Annotated in this window: 14 protein-coding genes and 1 riboswitch; of the genes, 10 read left to right on the top strand and 4 right to left on the bottom strand. The window is 61.4% G+C overall.

Annotated features, from left to right (window positions below):
• Positions 1-33 precede the first annotated feature (33 nt).
• Complete coding sequence (locus NNA36_RS14990) at positions 34-936, top strand: EamA family transporter (RefSeq protein ID WP_255108471.1); 903 nt, start codon at positions 34-36, stop codon at positions 934-936.
• A gap of 8 nt (positions 937-944) precedes the next feature.
• Positions 945-1559, top strand: coding sequence for an inner membrane-spanning protein YciB (locus tag NNA36_RS14985; RefSeq protein ID WP_255108470.1), 615 nt, complete (start codon positions 945-947; stop codon positions 1557-1559).
• A 79-nt stretch (positions 1560-1638) separates the two neighbouring features.
• On the opposite strand, the gene NNA36_RS14980 is transcribed toward NNA36_RS14985, so the two are convergent.
• Together NNA36_RS14980 and NNA36_RS14975 are read right to left on the bottom strand one after the other, a co-directional pair.
• On the bottom strand, positions 1639-2334 hold the full coding sequence (locus tag NNA36_RS14980; protein ID WP_255108468.1) for a glutathione S-transferase N-terminal domain-containing protein: 696 nt from the start codon (positions 2332-2334) through the stop codon (positions 1639-1641).
• Positions 2335-2359: 25 nt separating this feature from the next.
• Entirely contained in the window at positions 2360-3298 is a 939-nt protein-coding gene (locus tag NNA36_RS14975) for an alpha/beta hydrolase (RefSeq protein ID WP_255108466.1), read from the bottom strand.
• Between the two features lie 113 nt (positions 3299-3411).
• Positions 3412-3489, top strand: a riboswitch (SAM riboswitch).
• Between the two features lie 61 nt (positions 3490-3550).
• Here NNA36_RS14975 and metZ point away from each other — a divergent pair.
• A complete protein-coding gene (metZ, locus tag NNA36_RS14970) occupies positions 3551-4732 on the top strand; it encodes an O-succinylhomoserine sulfhydrylase (RefSeq protein ID WP_255108464.1) in 1182 nt (393 codons plus the stop codon).
• On the opposite strand, the gene NNA36_RS14965 is transcribed toward metZ, so the two are convergent.
• A complete protein-coding gene (locus tag NNA36_RS14965) occupies positions 4723-5520 on the bottom strand; it encodes a 2OG-Fe(II) oxygenase (protein ID WP_255108463.1) in 798 nt (265 codons plus the stop codon). The genes metZ and NNA36_RS14965 overlap by 10 nt on opposite strands.
• Positions 5521-5701: 181 nt before the next feature.
• On the opposite strand from NNA36_RS14965, the gene folE2 reads away from it, so the two are divergent.
• From folE2 to NNA36_RS14945, 4 genes are all read left to right on the top strand, one after another.
• Positions 5702-6805 carry a GTP cyclohydrolase FolE2 gene (folE2, locus tag NNA36_RS14960; protein WP_255108462.1) on the top strand — a complete coding sequence of 368 codons (1104 nt, stop codon included), beginning with the start codon at positions 5702-5704 and terminating at the stop codon, positions 6803-6805.
• 160 nt (positions 6806-6965) lie between these two features.
• Positions 6966-7202 carry a hypothetical protein gene (locus NNA36_RS14955; RefSeq protein WP_255108460.1) on the top strand — a complete coding sequence of 79 codons (237 nt, stop codon included), beginning with the start codon at positions 6966-6968 and terminating at the stop codon, positions 7200-7202.
• A 200-nt stretch (positions 7203-7402) separates the two neighbouring features.
• The gene (locus NNA36_RS14950; protein WP_255108458.1) at positions 7403-8851 is read left to right on the top strand and encodes a TrkH family potassium uptake protein; all 1449 of its coding nucleotides are present in this window, start codon (positions 7403-7405) and stop codon (positions 8849-8851) included.
• A gap of 1 nt (position 8852) precedes the next feature.
• Positions 8853-10463 carry a thiamine pyrophosphate-binding protein gene (locus NNA36_RS14945; protein ID WP_255108456.1) on the top strand — a complete coding sequence of 537 codons (1611 nt, stop codon included), beginning with the start codon at positions 8853-8855 and terminating at the stop codon, positions 10461-10463.
• 91 nt (positions 10464-10554) lie between these two features.
• On the opposite strand, the gene NNA36_RS14940 is transcribed toward NNA36_RS14945, so the two are convergent.
• Complete coding sequence (locus NNA36_RS14940; RefSeq protein ID WP_255108454.1) at positions 10555-12318, bottom strand: serine protease; 1764 nt, start codon at positions 12316-12318, stop codon at positions 10555-10557.
• Positions 12319-12472: 154 nt separating this feature from the next.
• On the opposite strand from NNA36_RS14940, the gene NNA36_RS14935 reads away from it, so the two are divergent.
• Genes NNA36_RS14935 through glyS form a run of 3 tightly spaced genes read left to right on the top strand, consistent with a single transcriptional unit; the run spans position 12473 to position 16153 of the window.
• Positions 12473-13402, top strand: a complete 930-nt coding sequence (locus NNA36_RS14935) for a glycine--tRNA ligase subunit alpha (RefSeq protein WP_255108452.1) — start codon at positions 12473-12475, stop codon at positions 13400-13402.
• Positions 13399-13926 carry a DUF6446 family protein gene (locus NNA36_RS14930; protein ID WP_255108450.1) on the top strand — a complete coding sequence of 176 codons (528 nt, stop codon included), beginning with the start codon at positions 13399-13401 and terminating at the stop codon, positions 13924-13926. Before NNA36_RS14935 ends, NNA36_RS14930 begins: the two co-directional genes overlap by 4 nt.
• A 1-nt stretch (position 13927) precedes the next feature.
• Positions 13928-16153, top strand: coding sequence for a glycine--tRNA ligase subunit beta (gene glyS, locus NNA36_RS14925; RefSeq protein WP_255108447.1), 2226 nt, complete (start codon positions 13928-13930; stop codon positions 16151-16153).
• The last annotated feature ends 61 nt before the right edge of the window (positions 16154-16214 follow it).

Genomic DNA, 16214 nt, shown 5'->3' with positions numbered 1-16214 from the left:
GGTCATGGCCGCCCCGAGCATGAGTTTTTCCCTATGAGTGAATGGCTGGTCTCTCTCGAAGGTACCCCGACGGGAGAGCAGATGGCGCTTTTCCTGGCGCTGTTGGCAGCTTTTTTGCACGCGGTGTTCGGCGCGCTACAGAAGGGGCGGCATGACCCGTGGCTGTCGCGCGGGGCGATTGATATCTGGCTGTTCGTACTGTCGCTGCCGATTGCCCTGTTTCTCGTACCCTGGCCCGAAGGCAACGTGTGGTGGCTCTTGCTGGGCGCGCTGGGCATTCACTTTGTCTACAAGCTGGGCATGGCGCTGGCCTATTCGCGCGGGGCGTTCACGGTGGTCTATCCGGTGGTGCGCGGCACGGGGCCATTGTTCACGGTGATCGGGGCCTGGGTGATCTTTGGCGAGAGCTTCTCGCTGGGGCAGTGGCTTGGGGTGCTGGTGCTGCTTGCGGGGATCTTCGGCCTGGCGGTCTATAACCTGATCCACATCGAAACCGGGCGCGAGACCCTGATGCCGGCGCTCTGGCTGGCGGTGGGGACCGGGGCGCTGGTGGCGATCTATACGACATATGATGCCTATGGCATTCGCGCGACACCCGATCCCTTTACCTTTCTGGCGTGGTTCTTCCTTGTGACAGCGGTGGATTTTCCAGTGATTGCGGCGCTGCGCTGGCGCAACATGCAGCATCGCCCCGAGATCGGGCCGCTGATGTGGAAGGGGTTGGCCGGGGCGCTGGTGGCTTATGGCAGTTTCGGCTCGGTCATGCTGGCGACGCGGCTTGGCAAAGTGGGCGAGGCGGCGGTTCTGCGCGAGACATCGCCGGTCTTTGCCGCCCTGATCGGCTGGTTGGTGCTGCGCGAGACGGTGGGGCCGCGCCGCATTGCGCTGATGAGCTTGATCGCAGCGGGGGCTGTGATAGTTGAGGTGGCAGGATAGGAGCAGAAATGACTGACCAGAATACGCCCAAACCCGTGAACCCGATCCTCAAGCAGGTGCTTGAGCTGGGGCCGACGATTGCCTTTTTCCTGATCTACCTGAAAATCAAGGACGAGAGTTTTGTCATCGGCGGGACCGAGTATTCCGGGTTCATCATTTCTGCGCTGGTTTTCGTGCCGATCCTGCTGGTGGCAATGGCGGTGTTGTGGCGGCTGACCGGACACCTGAGCCGGATGCAGGTCTTTACCGCCTTCATGGTGATTTTCTTTGGCGGGCTGACCGCCTGGTTCAATGACGAGCGGTTCTTCAAGATGAAAACCAGCATCGTCTATGGTTTCATGGCGGGTCTTCTGGGGATTGGCCTGGTGCAGGGGAAATCCTACCTGTCCTACGTGATTGGTGAGCTGATCCCGATGACGCTGGAGGGCTGGATGATCCTGACCCGGCGGTTGTTCGTGCTGTTCATCTTGCTGGCCATCGGCAACGAATTGGTCTGGCGCAATATGTCCGAGGAGGCCTGGGTCAAGATCGAGACCTTCGGGTTTCCAGCGATCCTGTTTGTCTTCCTGATGTCGCAGGCGGGCCTGTTCCAGCGCTATGCGCTGGAGGAAGACGAAGGCTAGGGGCGCTGCCCCTCTTGCCCCTGCCGGGGCAATTCACCCCGAGGTACTGGGGCCAAGAAGAAGGGGCAGTCTCGCCCCTTTATTTTTGCCGGAACAGGAGATCGTGCGAGGCCTTGTCCTTGCGCAGGTCGCCGCGTTTGTCGGCGTGCAGGGCGCGGCCCCTTTGCACGGCGGGGCGGGCGGCCATCTGGTCGAGCCAGCGGGCGAAGTGGGGTTTGTCTTCAAGTGTCTGTTGCTGGCCTTCCCAGAGCGAGGCCCAGCCCCAGATCGACATGTCGGCGATGGAGTAGAAATCGCCCGCGACGAATTCGTTTTGCGCCAGTTGCCTGTCGAGCACGCCGTAGAGGCGGGCGACTTCGGTGCGGTAGCGGTTTTTGGCATAAGGAAGGTCGTTGGGCGGGTCCATCGCCGGGGCGTATTTCAGGAAGTGGTGGGCCTGTCCGGCCATCGGGCCGAGGCCGCCCATCTGCCACATCAGCCATTGGTCGACCGCGACGCGCTCGCGTTCGGTGGTGCCGCCGAACTGTCCGGTCTTGCGGGCGAGGTATTGCAGGATGGCGCCGGATTCGAAGACCGAGATCGGCTTGCCGTCGGGTCCGTCGAGATCGGTGATCGCGGGCATCTTGTTGTTGGGAGAGATCGCGAGGAAGTCTTCGGTGAACTGGTCGCCGGTGGCGATGTTGATGAGGTGGGTTTCGTAATCGAGGCCCATTTCCTCGAGCGCGACGGAGATTTTCCATCCGTTGGGCGTGGGCCAGAAGTAGAGATCGATCATGCAGGGCTCCCCGGTCAGGTTGCCGTCATGATGCCTGTTTCATCGCGAGGGACAAGGTGGGGAATTTCCAGCTGCGCTCACTTTCCTGCGATGGCGGGGTGGGGGCGGGGGCGGAGAGCAGGTGTTCGAGGTGCCGGAGCGGTGTGCGTTCCGGGGTGCGCAGCAGGCCCTGGTAGAGGGGAAAGACACCCGGGCGCAGGTAGGTGGACCAGTGGCAGTGCCAGTGCGCGCGGGCGGCGACCGGAAACCCGAGGGCGGCAAGGCGGGCAAGAGTTGCGGGGGCGTCCAGGCGCAGGGTCAGGGCGTTCGGGGCGCTGAAACCGCGCCCCAGCGCGCGGTCGTGGCGAATGTCGGGGCGCAGAACGCATTCGAACAGCCTGTCGTAGAGGGCATTCTCGTGGCTGACCACGTTGAAGAGTTCGCAGGTCTGGCCTGCCGCGCTATCGAGGGCGGCGTTGGCGTGGCCCTGGTAGGCGGCGCCGTTCAGCAGGATGACGCGGCCAAGATCGCCGGCCTGCATGCGCCGGATTGCTGTGAGCGAGAGATGTGCGCCTAGGGAATGGGCGATGATGTTGATCCGGCGCTGGGGCGCGATGCGGCGCAGGCGGCCAACCAGATCGGCAAGCGCGATGGCGGCGCGTTCGGCACTGTCGCGGGCCTGCCAGAGGCTACCGCGTGCCTGCCAGCCGAAGGCAATGGCGAGGCCCTCGTTGCGGTTGCCACGTCCGAAACCGAGGTGGCGGGGCCAGCTTAGGGCCTTGGGGCAGGTGTTGGTGTCGCCCAGCGAAAAGATATGGGTGTGCGGGCAGTGGACCGGATCGCGCGGGCGGAACTTGTAGCCGTGTACCATGACCACGATCGGACCGGGGTGCGCCAGCGCCCGTTCGAGCATCGGCCCGAGCGGGTGGGGTGCCCCGTGCAGGGCGGGTGTCGCGCCGTCCGCGTTGATCCGTATGACGGGCATCTCAGGGCCTCCACTAGATCTTGTGTGCGGTAAACAGAATGTTTGCGTATCTATGATGAAAGTCCGGTTACAGCTGCGTGACGGTGTTGACCAAACTGCCGCATCGCTCTAAGACCCTGCCTCGTGGCGATTTGTTACCGGATTGCGGGCCACGTTAAACATGCCGCTAAAGAGGTCAGGACGAAGGAAACCCCTGTTCGCTTGGCCGACGGGGGTTTTTTGTTTGGGCGTTGGGAGCCCAAGGAGACGACAATGAGCGATTGGAAAACACGCACGAACCTGGTGCATGGCGGAACCCGCCGGAGCCAGTACAACGAAGTCAGCGAAGCGATCTTTCTGACCCAAGGATTTGTCTATGACACGGCCGAGCAGGCCGAGGCGCGGTTCATCAAGACCGGCGAAGACGAATTCATCTATGCCCGTTACGGCAACCCCACGGTTGCGATGTTCGAAGAGCGGATTGCGCTTTTGGAAGGGGCGGAAGATGCCTTTGCCACGGCCTCGGGCATGGCGGCGGTGAACGGGGCGCTGATGTCCCTGCTGAAGGCGGGTGATCACGTGGTTGCGGCGCGGGCGCTGTTTGGCTCCTGTCTCTATATTCTCGAAGACATCCTGCGCCGATTTGGTGTCGAAGTAACGCTGGTGGATGGCACCGATCTGGATGCATGGCGCGCTGCGGTGCGCGAGGACACCAAGGTCGTGTTTTTCGAATCCATGTCGAACCCCACTCTGGAAGTGATCGACGTGGCCGCAGTGGCCGAGATTGCCCATTCGGTAGGGGCGGTGGTCGTGGTGGACAACGTCTTTTCGACTCCGGTCTTTTCGAAGGCGATCGAGCAGGGGGCGGATGTGGTGATCTATTCCGCGACCAAGCACATTGACGGGCAGGGACGCGCCCTTGGTGGCGTGATCCTCGGGACGCAGGAGTTCATTCGTGGCACGGTCGAGCCTTACATGAAACATACGGGTGGCAGCATGTCGCCGTTCAATGCCTGGGTGATGCTGAAGGGGCTTGAGACCATCGATCTGCGGGTGCGGGCACAGGCCGAGAGCGCGCTGAAGGTTGCCGAGGCGCTGGACGGGCATGAAAAGCTCGAGCGGATGATTTATCCGGGGCTGAAGGGGCACGCGCAGAACGCATTGGTGCAGACGCAGCTGGGTGGCAAGGGCGGTACGGTTGTGTCGCTTGACATCAAGGGCGGTCAGGCGGCGGCGTTCCGGTTCCTGAACGCGCTGAACGTGGCGGTGATTTCGAACAACCTTGGCGATGCCAAGTCGATTGCGACCCATCCCGCGACCACGACGCACCAACGCCTGCCCGATGAGCAGAAGGTCGAGCTTGGCATTACGCCGGGTCTTGTGCGGTTCTCGATCGGCCTTGAAGATGCTGACGATCTGGTGGCCGACATCAAGCAGGCGTTGGATCAGGCCTGAGTGGCGGCGCGGCCGTAGAAGCCGCGCTGTTCCTCTTCGGTGAACATCACGTCGGGGCGGTCGAAGAAAGAGAACACGGCGATGATCCGGGCCCTGGGGCCGGAGACCGGGGCAACCCGGTGTGGCGTGTTCTTGCCTCGGAAGACGTTCAGGGTGCCGGGCGACAGGGTCAGGCTCTGGACGTCGGGATCGCCCCCGCGCAGCATGTTTGCGACACCTTCGTAGTTCGGATCGTCTTCGCTGCGCAGGTCGGTGCGGTAGATGAATTCGCCGCCCTGATCAGGGGCCTGAATCAGCATCGTTGTTGTGAATTCCGAGCGGTCGAAGTGCCAGTTGAGCGCCTGACCCGCGTCGTAAGACATGACGTTCACACGGGCGAGGGGATCCGCCATTGTGTGCAGTTCGGGCTTGTCCATTGTTGCCGCGAGGAACCGGGCGAAGGGTGGCCATTCATAAAGGCGCATCAGGGCGTTCTGGCCCAGTTGGTCGGCGCAGAGTGTGAGGTTCGAGGTCTTGAAGCGGGTCAGCGCGGGGTGATCTTCGGGCAGTTCGGGGATGGATTTGCGGAAGTAGATGTTGTGTTCGCGCTCGTGAAGAAAGGACTCGGTCTCGAAACGGGGGGCAAGGGTGGTGGCCGTGGTCTGCGCGACCTCCTGAAACATCAGGCCGGGAAGGTTGAACATGCCGTCACGGGCGAGATCGGCTTTGCAGCGTGCCACCAGCGCCTGCCACTCGGGGCTTTCGGGTCGGTCAAGCGGGTAGGTTTCGAGATCGATAATGTCGTGCATTGGTCCTCCTGTTGGGGGCAGGGTGCCGAGGGAACGTCAGGGCAATCAAGCCTGTTTGCGGCAAACTGTCGGGAATCGAAGCAAAAAAGACGTCGCTAACGGTGCATGGGCTTTCGAAATTGGAAATTCAGTGGGCAATCCGTTAAGTTAGACTGATCGCAGGACGCGAAAGGCAAGGCAAATGAACATTCAGGTTCCGGAAAACACGGGTGAAACCGAACGCCGCGAGGCCGCAGAGGCTTTGGCGCAGTTGCGCGCATGGGCGGCCAAGGCGACACCGACCGAGATTGCCGAGCTGGACCCGGCGATTGCACGTCTGTTGCCGGATCAGCCGCTGTCGAACTATCCGGACCTGAGCCGCGACTATCCGGCGGATTTCGTGGTCGACGAGGCCTATCGCAAGACCTTGCCGGATTTGCAGAATGGTCCTTCGAGCCTGATCCGTGGTGAAAAGCAGTTGATCCAGCACGTGGGGATTTCGAATTTCCGCCTGCCGATCCGGTTCCATACCCGTGACAGCGAGACCGATATCACCCTTGAGACCAGCGTGACCGGGACGGTGAGCCTTGATGCCAACAAGAAGGGCATCAACATGTCGCGCATCATGCGGTCTTTCTACAAGCACGCGGAAAAGACCTTCAGTTTCGATGTGCTGGAAGCGGCGTTGGCGGATTATGTGACGGACCTCGAAAGTCTGGATGCGCGCATTCAGATGCGGTTTTCCTATCCGATGCGCATTGAATCGCTGCGGTCGGGGCTGTCGGGCTACCAGTATTACGACATCGCGCTCGAGAAGGTGATGGTGAATGGCCAGCGCCACAAGATCATGCACCTGGACTATGTCTATTCCTCGACCTGCCCCTGTTCGCTTGAGTTGAGTGAACATGCGCGGATGGCGCGCGGGCAGTTGGCGACACCGCACTCGCAACGTTCGGTGGCGCGGATTTCGGTGCAAAGCGTGCCGGGCGACCGCCTTTGGTTCGAGGACATGATTGACATGGCGCGTGATGCCGTTCCGACGGAAACGCAGGTGATGGTGAAACGCGAAGATGAACAGGCCTTTGCCGAGTTGAACGCGGCGAACCCGATCTTCGTGGAAGATGCGGCACGCCTGTTCTGCGAAAAGCTTAAGGCCGATCCGCGGGTTGGGGACTTCCGGGTGATCGCGAGCCATCAGGAGAGCTTGCACAGCCACGATGCGGTGTCGGTGCTGACCGAAGGCCCGCTGTTTGCCATGACCAGCATTGATCCCAAGCTGTTCAACACGCTGTTCCACGTCGGTTAGGCCTGTTTCCTAGGCAATCTTCGGTGTTTCAGTCGTGCGGCGGTGCTGCACGACCGCAACAGGGCGTGTCTTGTCGCGGAATTGTTAACCGCCCGGAGGGTGTTTTGCGCTAGAATAGGCCTGTGGGAGGAAACCAGAGCGTCCAGGACGGAGGTTTCCAATGAACGAAGACGAACCAGACATCGAATTTCGCGCCGGCCGCCTGTTGCAGCGGATCGACATGTTCCTTGCAAGCCAGGGCATGGGGTTCAATGCGGGCACGGAACGGCGTAGACGCCTGCATGAGGCCTATGCCCTTGATGCGCTGAGCGATTGTGAACTGGCCTATATGGGTATGAACCGCGCGGATATTCCCGCCTTTGTCTTTGCCGACCTGCTTGGCGGGGGGGCGCGCTGAAATTTTCCGGTTCACGTCAGTTTCGTATGCCATTCGGCAGCGGCAATTGTGGCATTGCGGGGAGGGGCGTTTCCTTGCGGGATTTTCGGCCGGAAATGAATGCCATAAGGCGTGCGGGGTGTTTGCCCCGACCCGTCGGGCATCGGGGGCGTGGTCTGGGTGCTTGACACAGGGCGGAACAACGGCCAACGCTCGGCCTCATGTTGGACTTGCGACCTGTCGGATATGTGATCGGCCTTCTTGTGGCCATCCTCGGCCTTGCCATGTTTCTGCCGATGCTGGTGGACATGGTCGAGGGCAACGGCCATTGGCCGGCCTTTCTTCAGAGTGCCATCCTGACTGTTCTGACCGGCGGCCTTGTGGCGCTGTCGTGCCAGTCGGGCAAGGGCAGCGGGCTTACCATCCAGCAGACCTTTCTTCTGACCACCGGTGTGTGGCTTGCCCTGCCGATGTTCGGGGCGCTGCCCTTTCTGTTTGGCGTCACCGAGGCGCGCCTGGTGGATGCGTTCTTTGAAGCGATGTCAGGGCTGACGACCACGGGGTCGACGGTGTTCTCGGGGTTGGACGAGATGCCCAAAGGGATGCTGTTGTGGCGCGGGTTGCTGCAATGGCTGGGCGGGATCGGGATCATTGTTGTCGCGATGGTTTTCCTGCCGGAACTGCGGGTTGGCGGGATGCAGATCTTCCGCTCGGAAGGGTTTGATACCTTTGGGAAAATCCTGCCGAGGGCGACCGAGATTTCTTCGCGTATCTCGGTGATCTACCTTGCCCTGACCGCATTGTGCGCGCTGGCCTATGTGATCACGGGGATGAACCCCTTTGATGCCATCGTGCATTCCATGACCACCATCGCGACCGGTGGATTTGCCAACTATGACGCCTCGTTCGGAGCGTTTTCCGCCGGAAGCGAATATGTCTCGGTGGTGTTCATGATGTTGGCGGCGTTGCCCTTTGTGCGCTTCGTGCAACTGACGGCGGGCTCTGCCAAGCCGCTGTTCATGGATAGCCAGATCAGGGCGTTTTTCATGACGGCTACGGTGATTGTCGCGATGATCCTGGCCTGGCAGATCCTGGCGCGGGACGTGCAGACCGAGGAAGGGTTCCGCAAGGTTCTGTTCAACTCGGTCTCTATCCTGACCGGCACCGGCTATGCGAGTGCCGACTACATGATGTGGGGCGGGTTTCCGGTGGCGGTTCTGTTCTTTACCGGCCTGATTGGCGGCTGTGCGGGATCGACGGCCTGTTCCATCAAGGTGTTCCGCTATCAGCTTCTGTTTTCGTCTATCAAGGTTCAGGTGCTTGCGATCCAGCAGCCGCGAGGCGTGTTCACGCCGCGCTATGACGGACGGCGCGTGGACGAGGACGTGTTGAACTCGGTCATGAGTTTCTTTGTCTTCTTTACAGTGACGCTGGGTGTTCTGGCGGTTCTTCTGGGCATGACCGGCCTTGATTTCACCACGGCGCTTTCCGGGGCGGCTGCGGCGCTGGCCAATATTGGTCCGGGCCTTGGCGACACCATCGGGCCCTCTGGCAATTTCGCGAGCCTCAACGATACGGCCAAGTGGCTGCTCGCGGCGGGGATGCTGATCGGGCGTCTCGAACTTCTGGCGGTCTACGCCATTCTCACCACTCAATTCTGGAGAGCCTGACATGGCAGCGAACACGGACGTAATGCGCCCCCTTGGTGCGCAGATTTCCCACATGCTGAAAGCGCGGGGTGTCGATACGATTTTTGGTATTCCGGGGGTGCATAACGTAGAGATGTACCGCGGGATCGAGGAAGCGGGCATTCGTCACGTGCTTGCGCGCCATGAGCAGGGGGCCGCTTTCATGGCGGACGGCTATGCGCGTGCGACCGGCAAGCCGGGAGTGTGCTATGTGATCACCGGGCCGGGATTGTGCAACGCGATGACGGCGCTGGGGCAGGCCTATTCCGATAGTGTGTCCGTTTTGGCGATTTCCTCATGTCTGGACGAGACCGCGGCGCGTCGGGGGCAGTTGCACCAGATGCTGGATCAGCGGGCCGCGGCGGGTACGGTCTGTGACTGGTCGGAAGAGGCACGCACGGCGCAGGCGGCCTATGGGTTGATTGACCGGGCGCTGACCGAGTTCCGCACCGAGCGCAAACGTCCCAAGCACATGCAGGTGCCGATCGCGCTGTTGGGGGCCGTTGCAGAAGGGGCCCCGGAGGCGCCCGGTGTCGATGCGGCAGCAGGGCTGCGCCAGCCTGGAGATGTCAGCGGTCTGGCGGCGGATGTGCTGGCGGCCAAGAAACCGATGTTCATCTTTGGCGGCGGCATGGTGCGCGACGGGGCCGAGGCCGACGCAGCGGCGCTTCTGGCGCGGACCGGTGCGGCGGGCTTTACGACCTATGCCGGTGGCGGGCTTCTGGCGGCGGACAACCCGCTGAGCTTTGGCTGCTATCTTGGGCGCCCCGATAGCGTGAGTCAGATCCGGCAGGCGGACCTTGTGATTGCGATTGGCACAGAGCTTTCGGAATGTGATCTGTGGCGCAACGAGTTGGGGCATGAAGGAACGCTTGTGCGGGTGGACATTGATCCGAAGGTGCTGGGCGATGAGCACCGGGCGGAGCAGGTGATCCATGCGGACGCGGGGACTTTTGTGTCGGCATTGCTTGCGGCGCTTGGAGACGAGATCGCACCAAAGTGGGACGTCCGCGAAATTGCGGCGGCAAAGGCGCGGTTCCGTGCCGAGACGGATTCGGAACGCCCCGGTATCGCCGATATCTGTGATGCGCTTCGGGCCGTGATGCCCGAGGATGCGATGGTCTATTCCGACATGACCCAGTTTGCCTATGTCGCCAAGGAGGTCTGGGACATGCCGCGTGCAGGGCACTGGCACCACCCCACGGGGTTCGGTACGCTTGGATATGCTTTGCCGGCGGCAATCGGTGGGGCTGTGGCCCGCCCTGGGTTGCCGACGGTCTGTGTGGCCGGAGACTATGGTTTCCAATACACGATTCAGGAGTTGGGGGCGGCCGTTGAGTTGGGCCTGCCGATGCCGATCCTGTTGTGGGATAACGGCAAGCTTAAAGAGATCGAGGACAGCATGGTGGCAAGCCAGATCGCGCCCAATGCCGTGGTTGCGATGAACCCTGACTTCTGCAAGCTGGCCGAGGCCTATGGTGCCCTGAGCACGGCGCCGCAGACGGTTGAAGAGTTGCAGGCAGCCCTTGGCGCGGCATTTGCGGCGGATCGTCCGACGCTGATCCACATGACACCCGTTCTGAGCGCGGGCTAGGGTCCCGGCGTCCGACGGGGGCGGGCGCGCTGGCAGAAACGAAAAAGGCCGGGGAGATGTCCCCGGCCTTTTGCATTTTGTCGATGGTCGATCAGTTCCAGCAACTGACAAGCACGGTCAGGCCGGCGGCCATGCGGGTGATGTCTTCGGGGGCCATTGCAACGCCGGAGGTGCGGGACTGGGCGTTGATGCCTGCTTCGGACAGAACCTGGCGGATCGCGTCAGAGCCGGCGGCAAAGCTGACGTCACCGGGCAGTTGGCGCGCGCCGCCCTGCGGTTTGGGCAGCAACATGCCCATCACCGAGCCGTCGGTGTCGAAGATCGGGCCGCCTGCGTCACCCGGCAGGGCCGTGAGGGCGAGACGTTTGATTTCCGGTTCGCCATAGAGGCCCTTGATGTCGGCCAGACGTCCGAACGTGAGGCTTGGTGCTCCAAGGACGCCTTCGTAGGAATAGCCGGCGACGGCGACTTCGCTTTGCAGACGCGCATCCCCCTGCAGCAGCGCGGCGACGGTCTGCGGAACCAGGGCTTCCTTGGGGCGCAGCACGGCGAGACCGAGGGTGTCGTTCACGCCCAGAAGTTCCGCGGCATAGTCACGTTCGATGGTGAGGCGCGAGCAGCCCTGAACGGCTTCGGCGGTGGTGATCACCACGCCTGCCTTGTTCACGAAGAAGCCAGAGCGCGACACCTTGGGCTTGCGGATATCGAGACCTGAAAGGAGGTCGATGTCTTGAGCGGCGTTGCTGCCAGCCGAGGGATCAAGCACGCCGGGGATGCGTTTGAACGAGGCTTTCATCTCGTCCAGTACGCGGGTGCGGCGCTCTTCGTCGCCCTGCGGCCAGACAAGGGTAAAGCCCTTGATCCGGCCGTTTTTCAGGGAGGCCTCGGTATAGGAGATGATCTTGTCGTTCTGGCCGATCAGCGTGAAGCTGTCTTTCTTGCGTTCGCGGGCACCTGTCAGGGGCACAATTTCCAGCGTCTGCATGATGTCATAAAGGCCGAACAGGGTGTTCTGGTCGCCTTCCTGCGAGATCAGCAGCGCCTTGGCCGGTACGTCGCCCTTGGCATCGAAATGCACGAAGGGATAGTCGGGGCCAGAGCGTTTCAGGAACGCCATCGGCAGCAGCATTTCAATACCGGCACGATTGTTCGAGATGGTTTTCAGCCCGACTTCCTTGATCGGGGCGAAATACTGTTCGCGCAGCAGGGCCCGCTGACGGGTGGTCATGACACCGGTCTGGTCAAAGTTGTTTGCACCCTGCCATGCCGCCATGGAGGCACGGGTGCCGCGACCAAAGGCGCCGTCGATGGCGGAGTTGTAGAAACCGGCCCACTTGAGCCAGCTTTGCAGCTCCTTGCGTTCGTCACGGGTCAGTTTGGCCTCGCTGGCGCGGGCCTCGCGCGGGGTTTCGTCGGGTTCGACCACGGGCTGGGGTTCAACCACGGGTTCCACAACAGGCGTTGGTTCCGGGGCGACCTGAAGCTGAACCTGTACCGCGGGCGCGGCGTTCAGGAGGTTCGCGCCAACCGGCCAGAACTGGCTGCGGAAGCCGTCGCTTGGCACGATATAGGAATCACGGGGGATCAGACGGTCACGACGCAGGCCACGCAGGGCGATCTCGGCGTTGTCCCGCTCGAACGGGCCAAGGGCGACAGCATACCAGCCATTGCCAAGCGAGAAACCGTTCACGTCCTGGATGGACTGGCCATAAAGCTGAGCGCGCTGGGTGGCGATTGCGAGGCTTGGGTGGGCTTCGATCTGGAGCCAGACCGTTTCATCGTTTCGGGACTGCGCGACAGCCGAGTGAACCGTTACCAGAAATAGCATACAGAAGGAGAGAAGAACGCGGATCATGTGCTTGAAAGTCCCTGAAGGTCTTGAATCGTGTGTCTATCGGACATGTTTATCAAATGTTGCGCTTGTTGCACCCCCATTTTGGCGAATGGCGCAATTGACCCCACCGTCGTGTCGGCATAGGTACAAATCGCATTTTCCAGAGGGCAGGGCCATGGCGACGACCGACAGCAAACCGCGCAGCTTTCAAGAGATCATTCTGAGGCTTCAGAACTACTGGGCCGAGAAGGGCTGTGCTGTGCTGCAGCCCTATGACATGGAAGTGGGGGCAGGGACGTTCCACCCGGCGACAACGCTGCGGGCGCTGGGCACCAATGCTTGGGCTGCGGCCTATGTCCAGCCGTCGCGCCGTCCGACTGATGGCCGTTATGGTGAGAACCCGAACCGTTTGCAGCACTACTACCAGTACCAGGTGCTGATCAAACCTTCGCCGCCGAACCTTCAGGCCCTCTACCTTGGGTCGCTTGAGGCGATTGGCATCGACATGGACCTGCACGACATCCGTTTCGTCGAGGATGACTGGGAATCCCCGACCCTTGGCGCATGGGGTCTTGGTTGGGAAGTCTGGTGTGACGGTATGGAAGTCAGCCAGTTCACCTATTTCCAGCAGGTTGGCGGCCATGACTGTCAGCCGGTGTCGGGTGAGCTGACCTATGGTCTCGAGCGTCTGGCGATGTACGTGCTGGGTGTGGATCACGTGATGGACATGCCTTTCAACGATCCGGACGCGCCGATCGCGCTCAAATACGGTGACGTGTTCAAGCAGACCGAACAGGAATACTCGCGCTGGAACTTTGACATCGCCAACACTGAAGTGCTTCTCAAGCAGTTCGAAGAGGCGGAAGCCGAGTGTGAGAAGATCCTTGCACAAGAGCATGTCGACCCGAAAACCGGCAAGCGTATCATCATGGCGCACCCGGCCTATGACCAGTGCATCAAGGCCAGCCATCTGTTCAACCTTCTGGATGCCCGCGGCGTGATCTCGGTGACCGAGCGTCAGGCCTATATCGGTCGTGTCCGTGCGCTGGCCAAGCAATGTGCTGATGCCTTTGTGCAGACCGAAGCCGGGGGATATGCGGCGTGACCGGGAAAATTCTGGCGGGGTTGATTGTGGCAACTGCTTTGATCGCCGGCGTGGCGATGTATTACCTTCAGGTCTATGCCTTCTATGACACGGTAAGCGCGTCGGGGCAGGACGATGTTGAAATGACGCTTCTGGCGACAGGAGAGCCGGAGGCCATTCTTTACGAGGATTTCGAGGCCATCGATTCCACGTCGAGTCCGATCCGCTATCGCGCCTGTTTCACCACGAGCCAGTCGCTGCCGATGATGACCGAGACCTACGAGGCCTATGACCATGCGGTGCCACTTGTGGCGCCGGGCTGGTTTGGCTGTTTCGACGCCAAGGAAGTTGGCAAGGCGCTCGAGACCGGCGAGGCGCTGGCCTTTCTAGGCACCAAGAATATCGAATATGGTATCGACCGCGTCGTTGCCGTGATGTCGGACGGGCGCGGGTTTGTCTGGCACCAGATCAACAAGTGCGGCGAGGTTGTCTTTGACGGCAAACCTGCGCCGGAAAACTGCCCGCCAAAACCGGAAGGCCTATGATATGCCCGATCTTCTGATTGAACTGTTTTCCGAGGAAATCCCGGCACGTATGCAGGCGCGTGCGGCCGAGGACCTGAAAAAACGTGTGACCGATGGTCTGGTCGAAGCGGGGCTGACCTATGCAGGTGCGCATGCCTTCTCGACGCCACGCCGCCTGACGCTTGCGCTTGAGGGGCTGCTGGCCGAAAGTCCGACCGTCAAGGAAGAGCGCAAAGGCCCGAAAGTGGGGGCACCGGACAAGGCGATCGAGGGCTTTCTGCGCGGTGCTGGCGTGACACGTGACGACCTTGAAGAGCGCGATACGCCAAAGGGCGCTGTCTATTTTGCGACGATCACCAAGCCGGGCCGTCCGGCGGGCGAGATCGTGGCCGAGGTTCTGGAAGATACCATCCGCAATTTCCCCTGGCCCAAGTCGATGCGCTGGGGCTCCGGTGCGCTGCGCTGGGTGCGTCCGCTGCATTCGATCCTTTGCATCCTGTCGGACGAGGCGGGCGCAAGCGTGGTGCCGATGGATGTGGATGGCATCGTGTCGGGCGACACCACTGAGGGGCACCGTTTCATGGGGTCGGGCCGTTTTGCCGTGACTGGTTTTGAAGATTACGAAGCCAAGCTGAAGCGTGATCACGTGATCCTGAACGCATCCGAGCGCGCCGAGCATATCTGGAACGATGCCACCAACATGGCCTTTGCCCAGGGTCTTGAAGTGGTCGAGGACAAGGGGCTTCTGGCCGAGGTTGCGGGCCTTGTGGAATGGCCGGTTGTCCTGATGGGGGACATCGCCGAAGATTTCCTTGGTCTGCCGCCAGAGGTGCTTCAGACCTCGATGAAGGAACACCAGAAGTTCTTTTCGGTGAAGAACCCCAAGACGGGCCGGATCGAGAAGTTCATCACTGTCGCCAACCGCGAGACCGCCGACAATGGTGCGACCATTCTTGCGGGCAACCAGAAGGTTCTGTTCGCGCGTCTTTCCGATGCCAAGTTCTTCTGGGAGAACGACCTGCGCGTAGCCGAGGCCGGGGCGCAGGAGTGGCTCGACAAGCTGGAAAACGTGACCTTCCACAACAAGCTGGGCAGCCAGGGTGACCGGATTGGCCGGATTGCCGCGCTGGCGCAGACGCTGGCGGGAACCGTTGGGGCGGATGCCGATGTGATCGGCAAAGCCGCGATGTTCGCCAAGGCGGACCTGTCGTCCGAGATGGTTTATGAGTTTCCGGAACTGCAGGGCCTGATGGGGCGCTATTATGCCGAGGCAGCGGGTCATGGCGCCGAAGTCGCGGCCACCGCAGAAGAGCATTACTCGCCGCTTGGTCCGTCGGACGACGTGCCGACCGCACCGGTGTCGGTGGCTGTCGCACTGGGTGACAAGCTGGATACGCTGACCGGGTTCTGGGCGATTGATGAAAAACCCACTGGATCGAAAGACCCGTTCGCGCTGCGCCGTGCGGCGCTGGGGGTGATCCGTCTGGTGCTGGAGAATGATCTTCGACTGAACCTTGATACCTATTTCGATTTGCAGTTGTTGCGCCACGAAATCGCGCAGAATGGCGAGGACGAGGTGTCTGCCGGGTTGATGTCTGACATGATGGGCGAGATTGCCGAACATGGTGTCTTTGGGGCCGCCGTGCGCACGGTTCTGGATGCCTTTGACGGTGACCTGCCGGTGCATATGGAAGAGTTGAAAAGCCGCCTTCCGGATACCTCGCGCGATCTGCTGACGTTCTTCCATGATCGTCTCAAGGTTTACCTTCGCGACCAAGGGGTGCGTCATGACGTGATCGATGCCTGCGTTGCGATGCCGGGCAATGATGACCTTACGCTGCTGGTCAAGCGTGCGCGGGCACTTGGTGATTTCCTCGGCACCGAGGATGGCGAGAACCTGTTGCAGGGCTTCAAGCGGGCCAACAACATCCTGAGCCAGGCCGAGGAAAAGGACGGGGTGGAATACTCCTATGGTGCGGATGTGAAGTTCGCCGAAGACGAGACCGAGAAGGCGCTGTTTGCCGCCCTCGATGCGCAGGAAGAGGCGATCTCTTCGGCCATCGAGGCCGAAGATTTCGCGGCCGCCATGGGCGGCATGGCCGCGCTGCGGGCTCCGATCGACGCCTTTTTTGAAGCGGTGCAGGTGAACAGCGACAACCAGATCGTGCGCCGCAACCGCCTCAACCTCCTGTCGCGCATCCGCAAGACCTGTCTCGGGGTTGCGGACCTGACCCTCATCGAGGGCTAATCTGGTGACGGCCTGCCGCTGACGCGCGGTAGGCCGTCGCAGCTTTTCCTTGCCACGCAAG

It is taken from the genome of Shimia sp. CNT1-13L.2 (assembly GCF_024331145.1).
In the GTDB taxonomy this organism is placed as follows: Bacteria; Pseudomonadota; Alphaproteobacteria; order Rhodobacterales; family Rhodobacteraceae; genus Shimia.
Note: the sequence above shows the minus strand (reverse complement) of the source record. Positions and strands in the feature narration are given on the sequence as shown.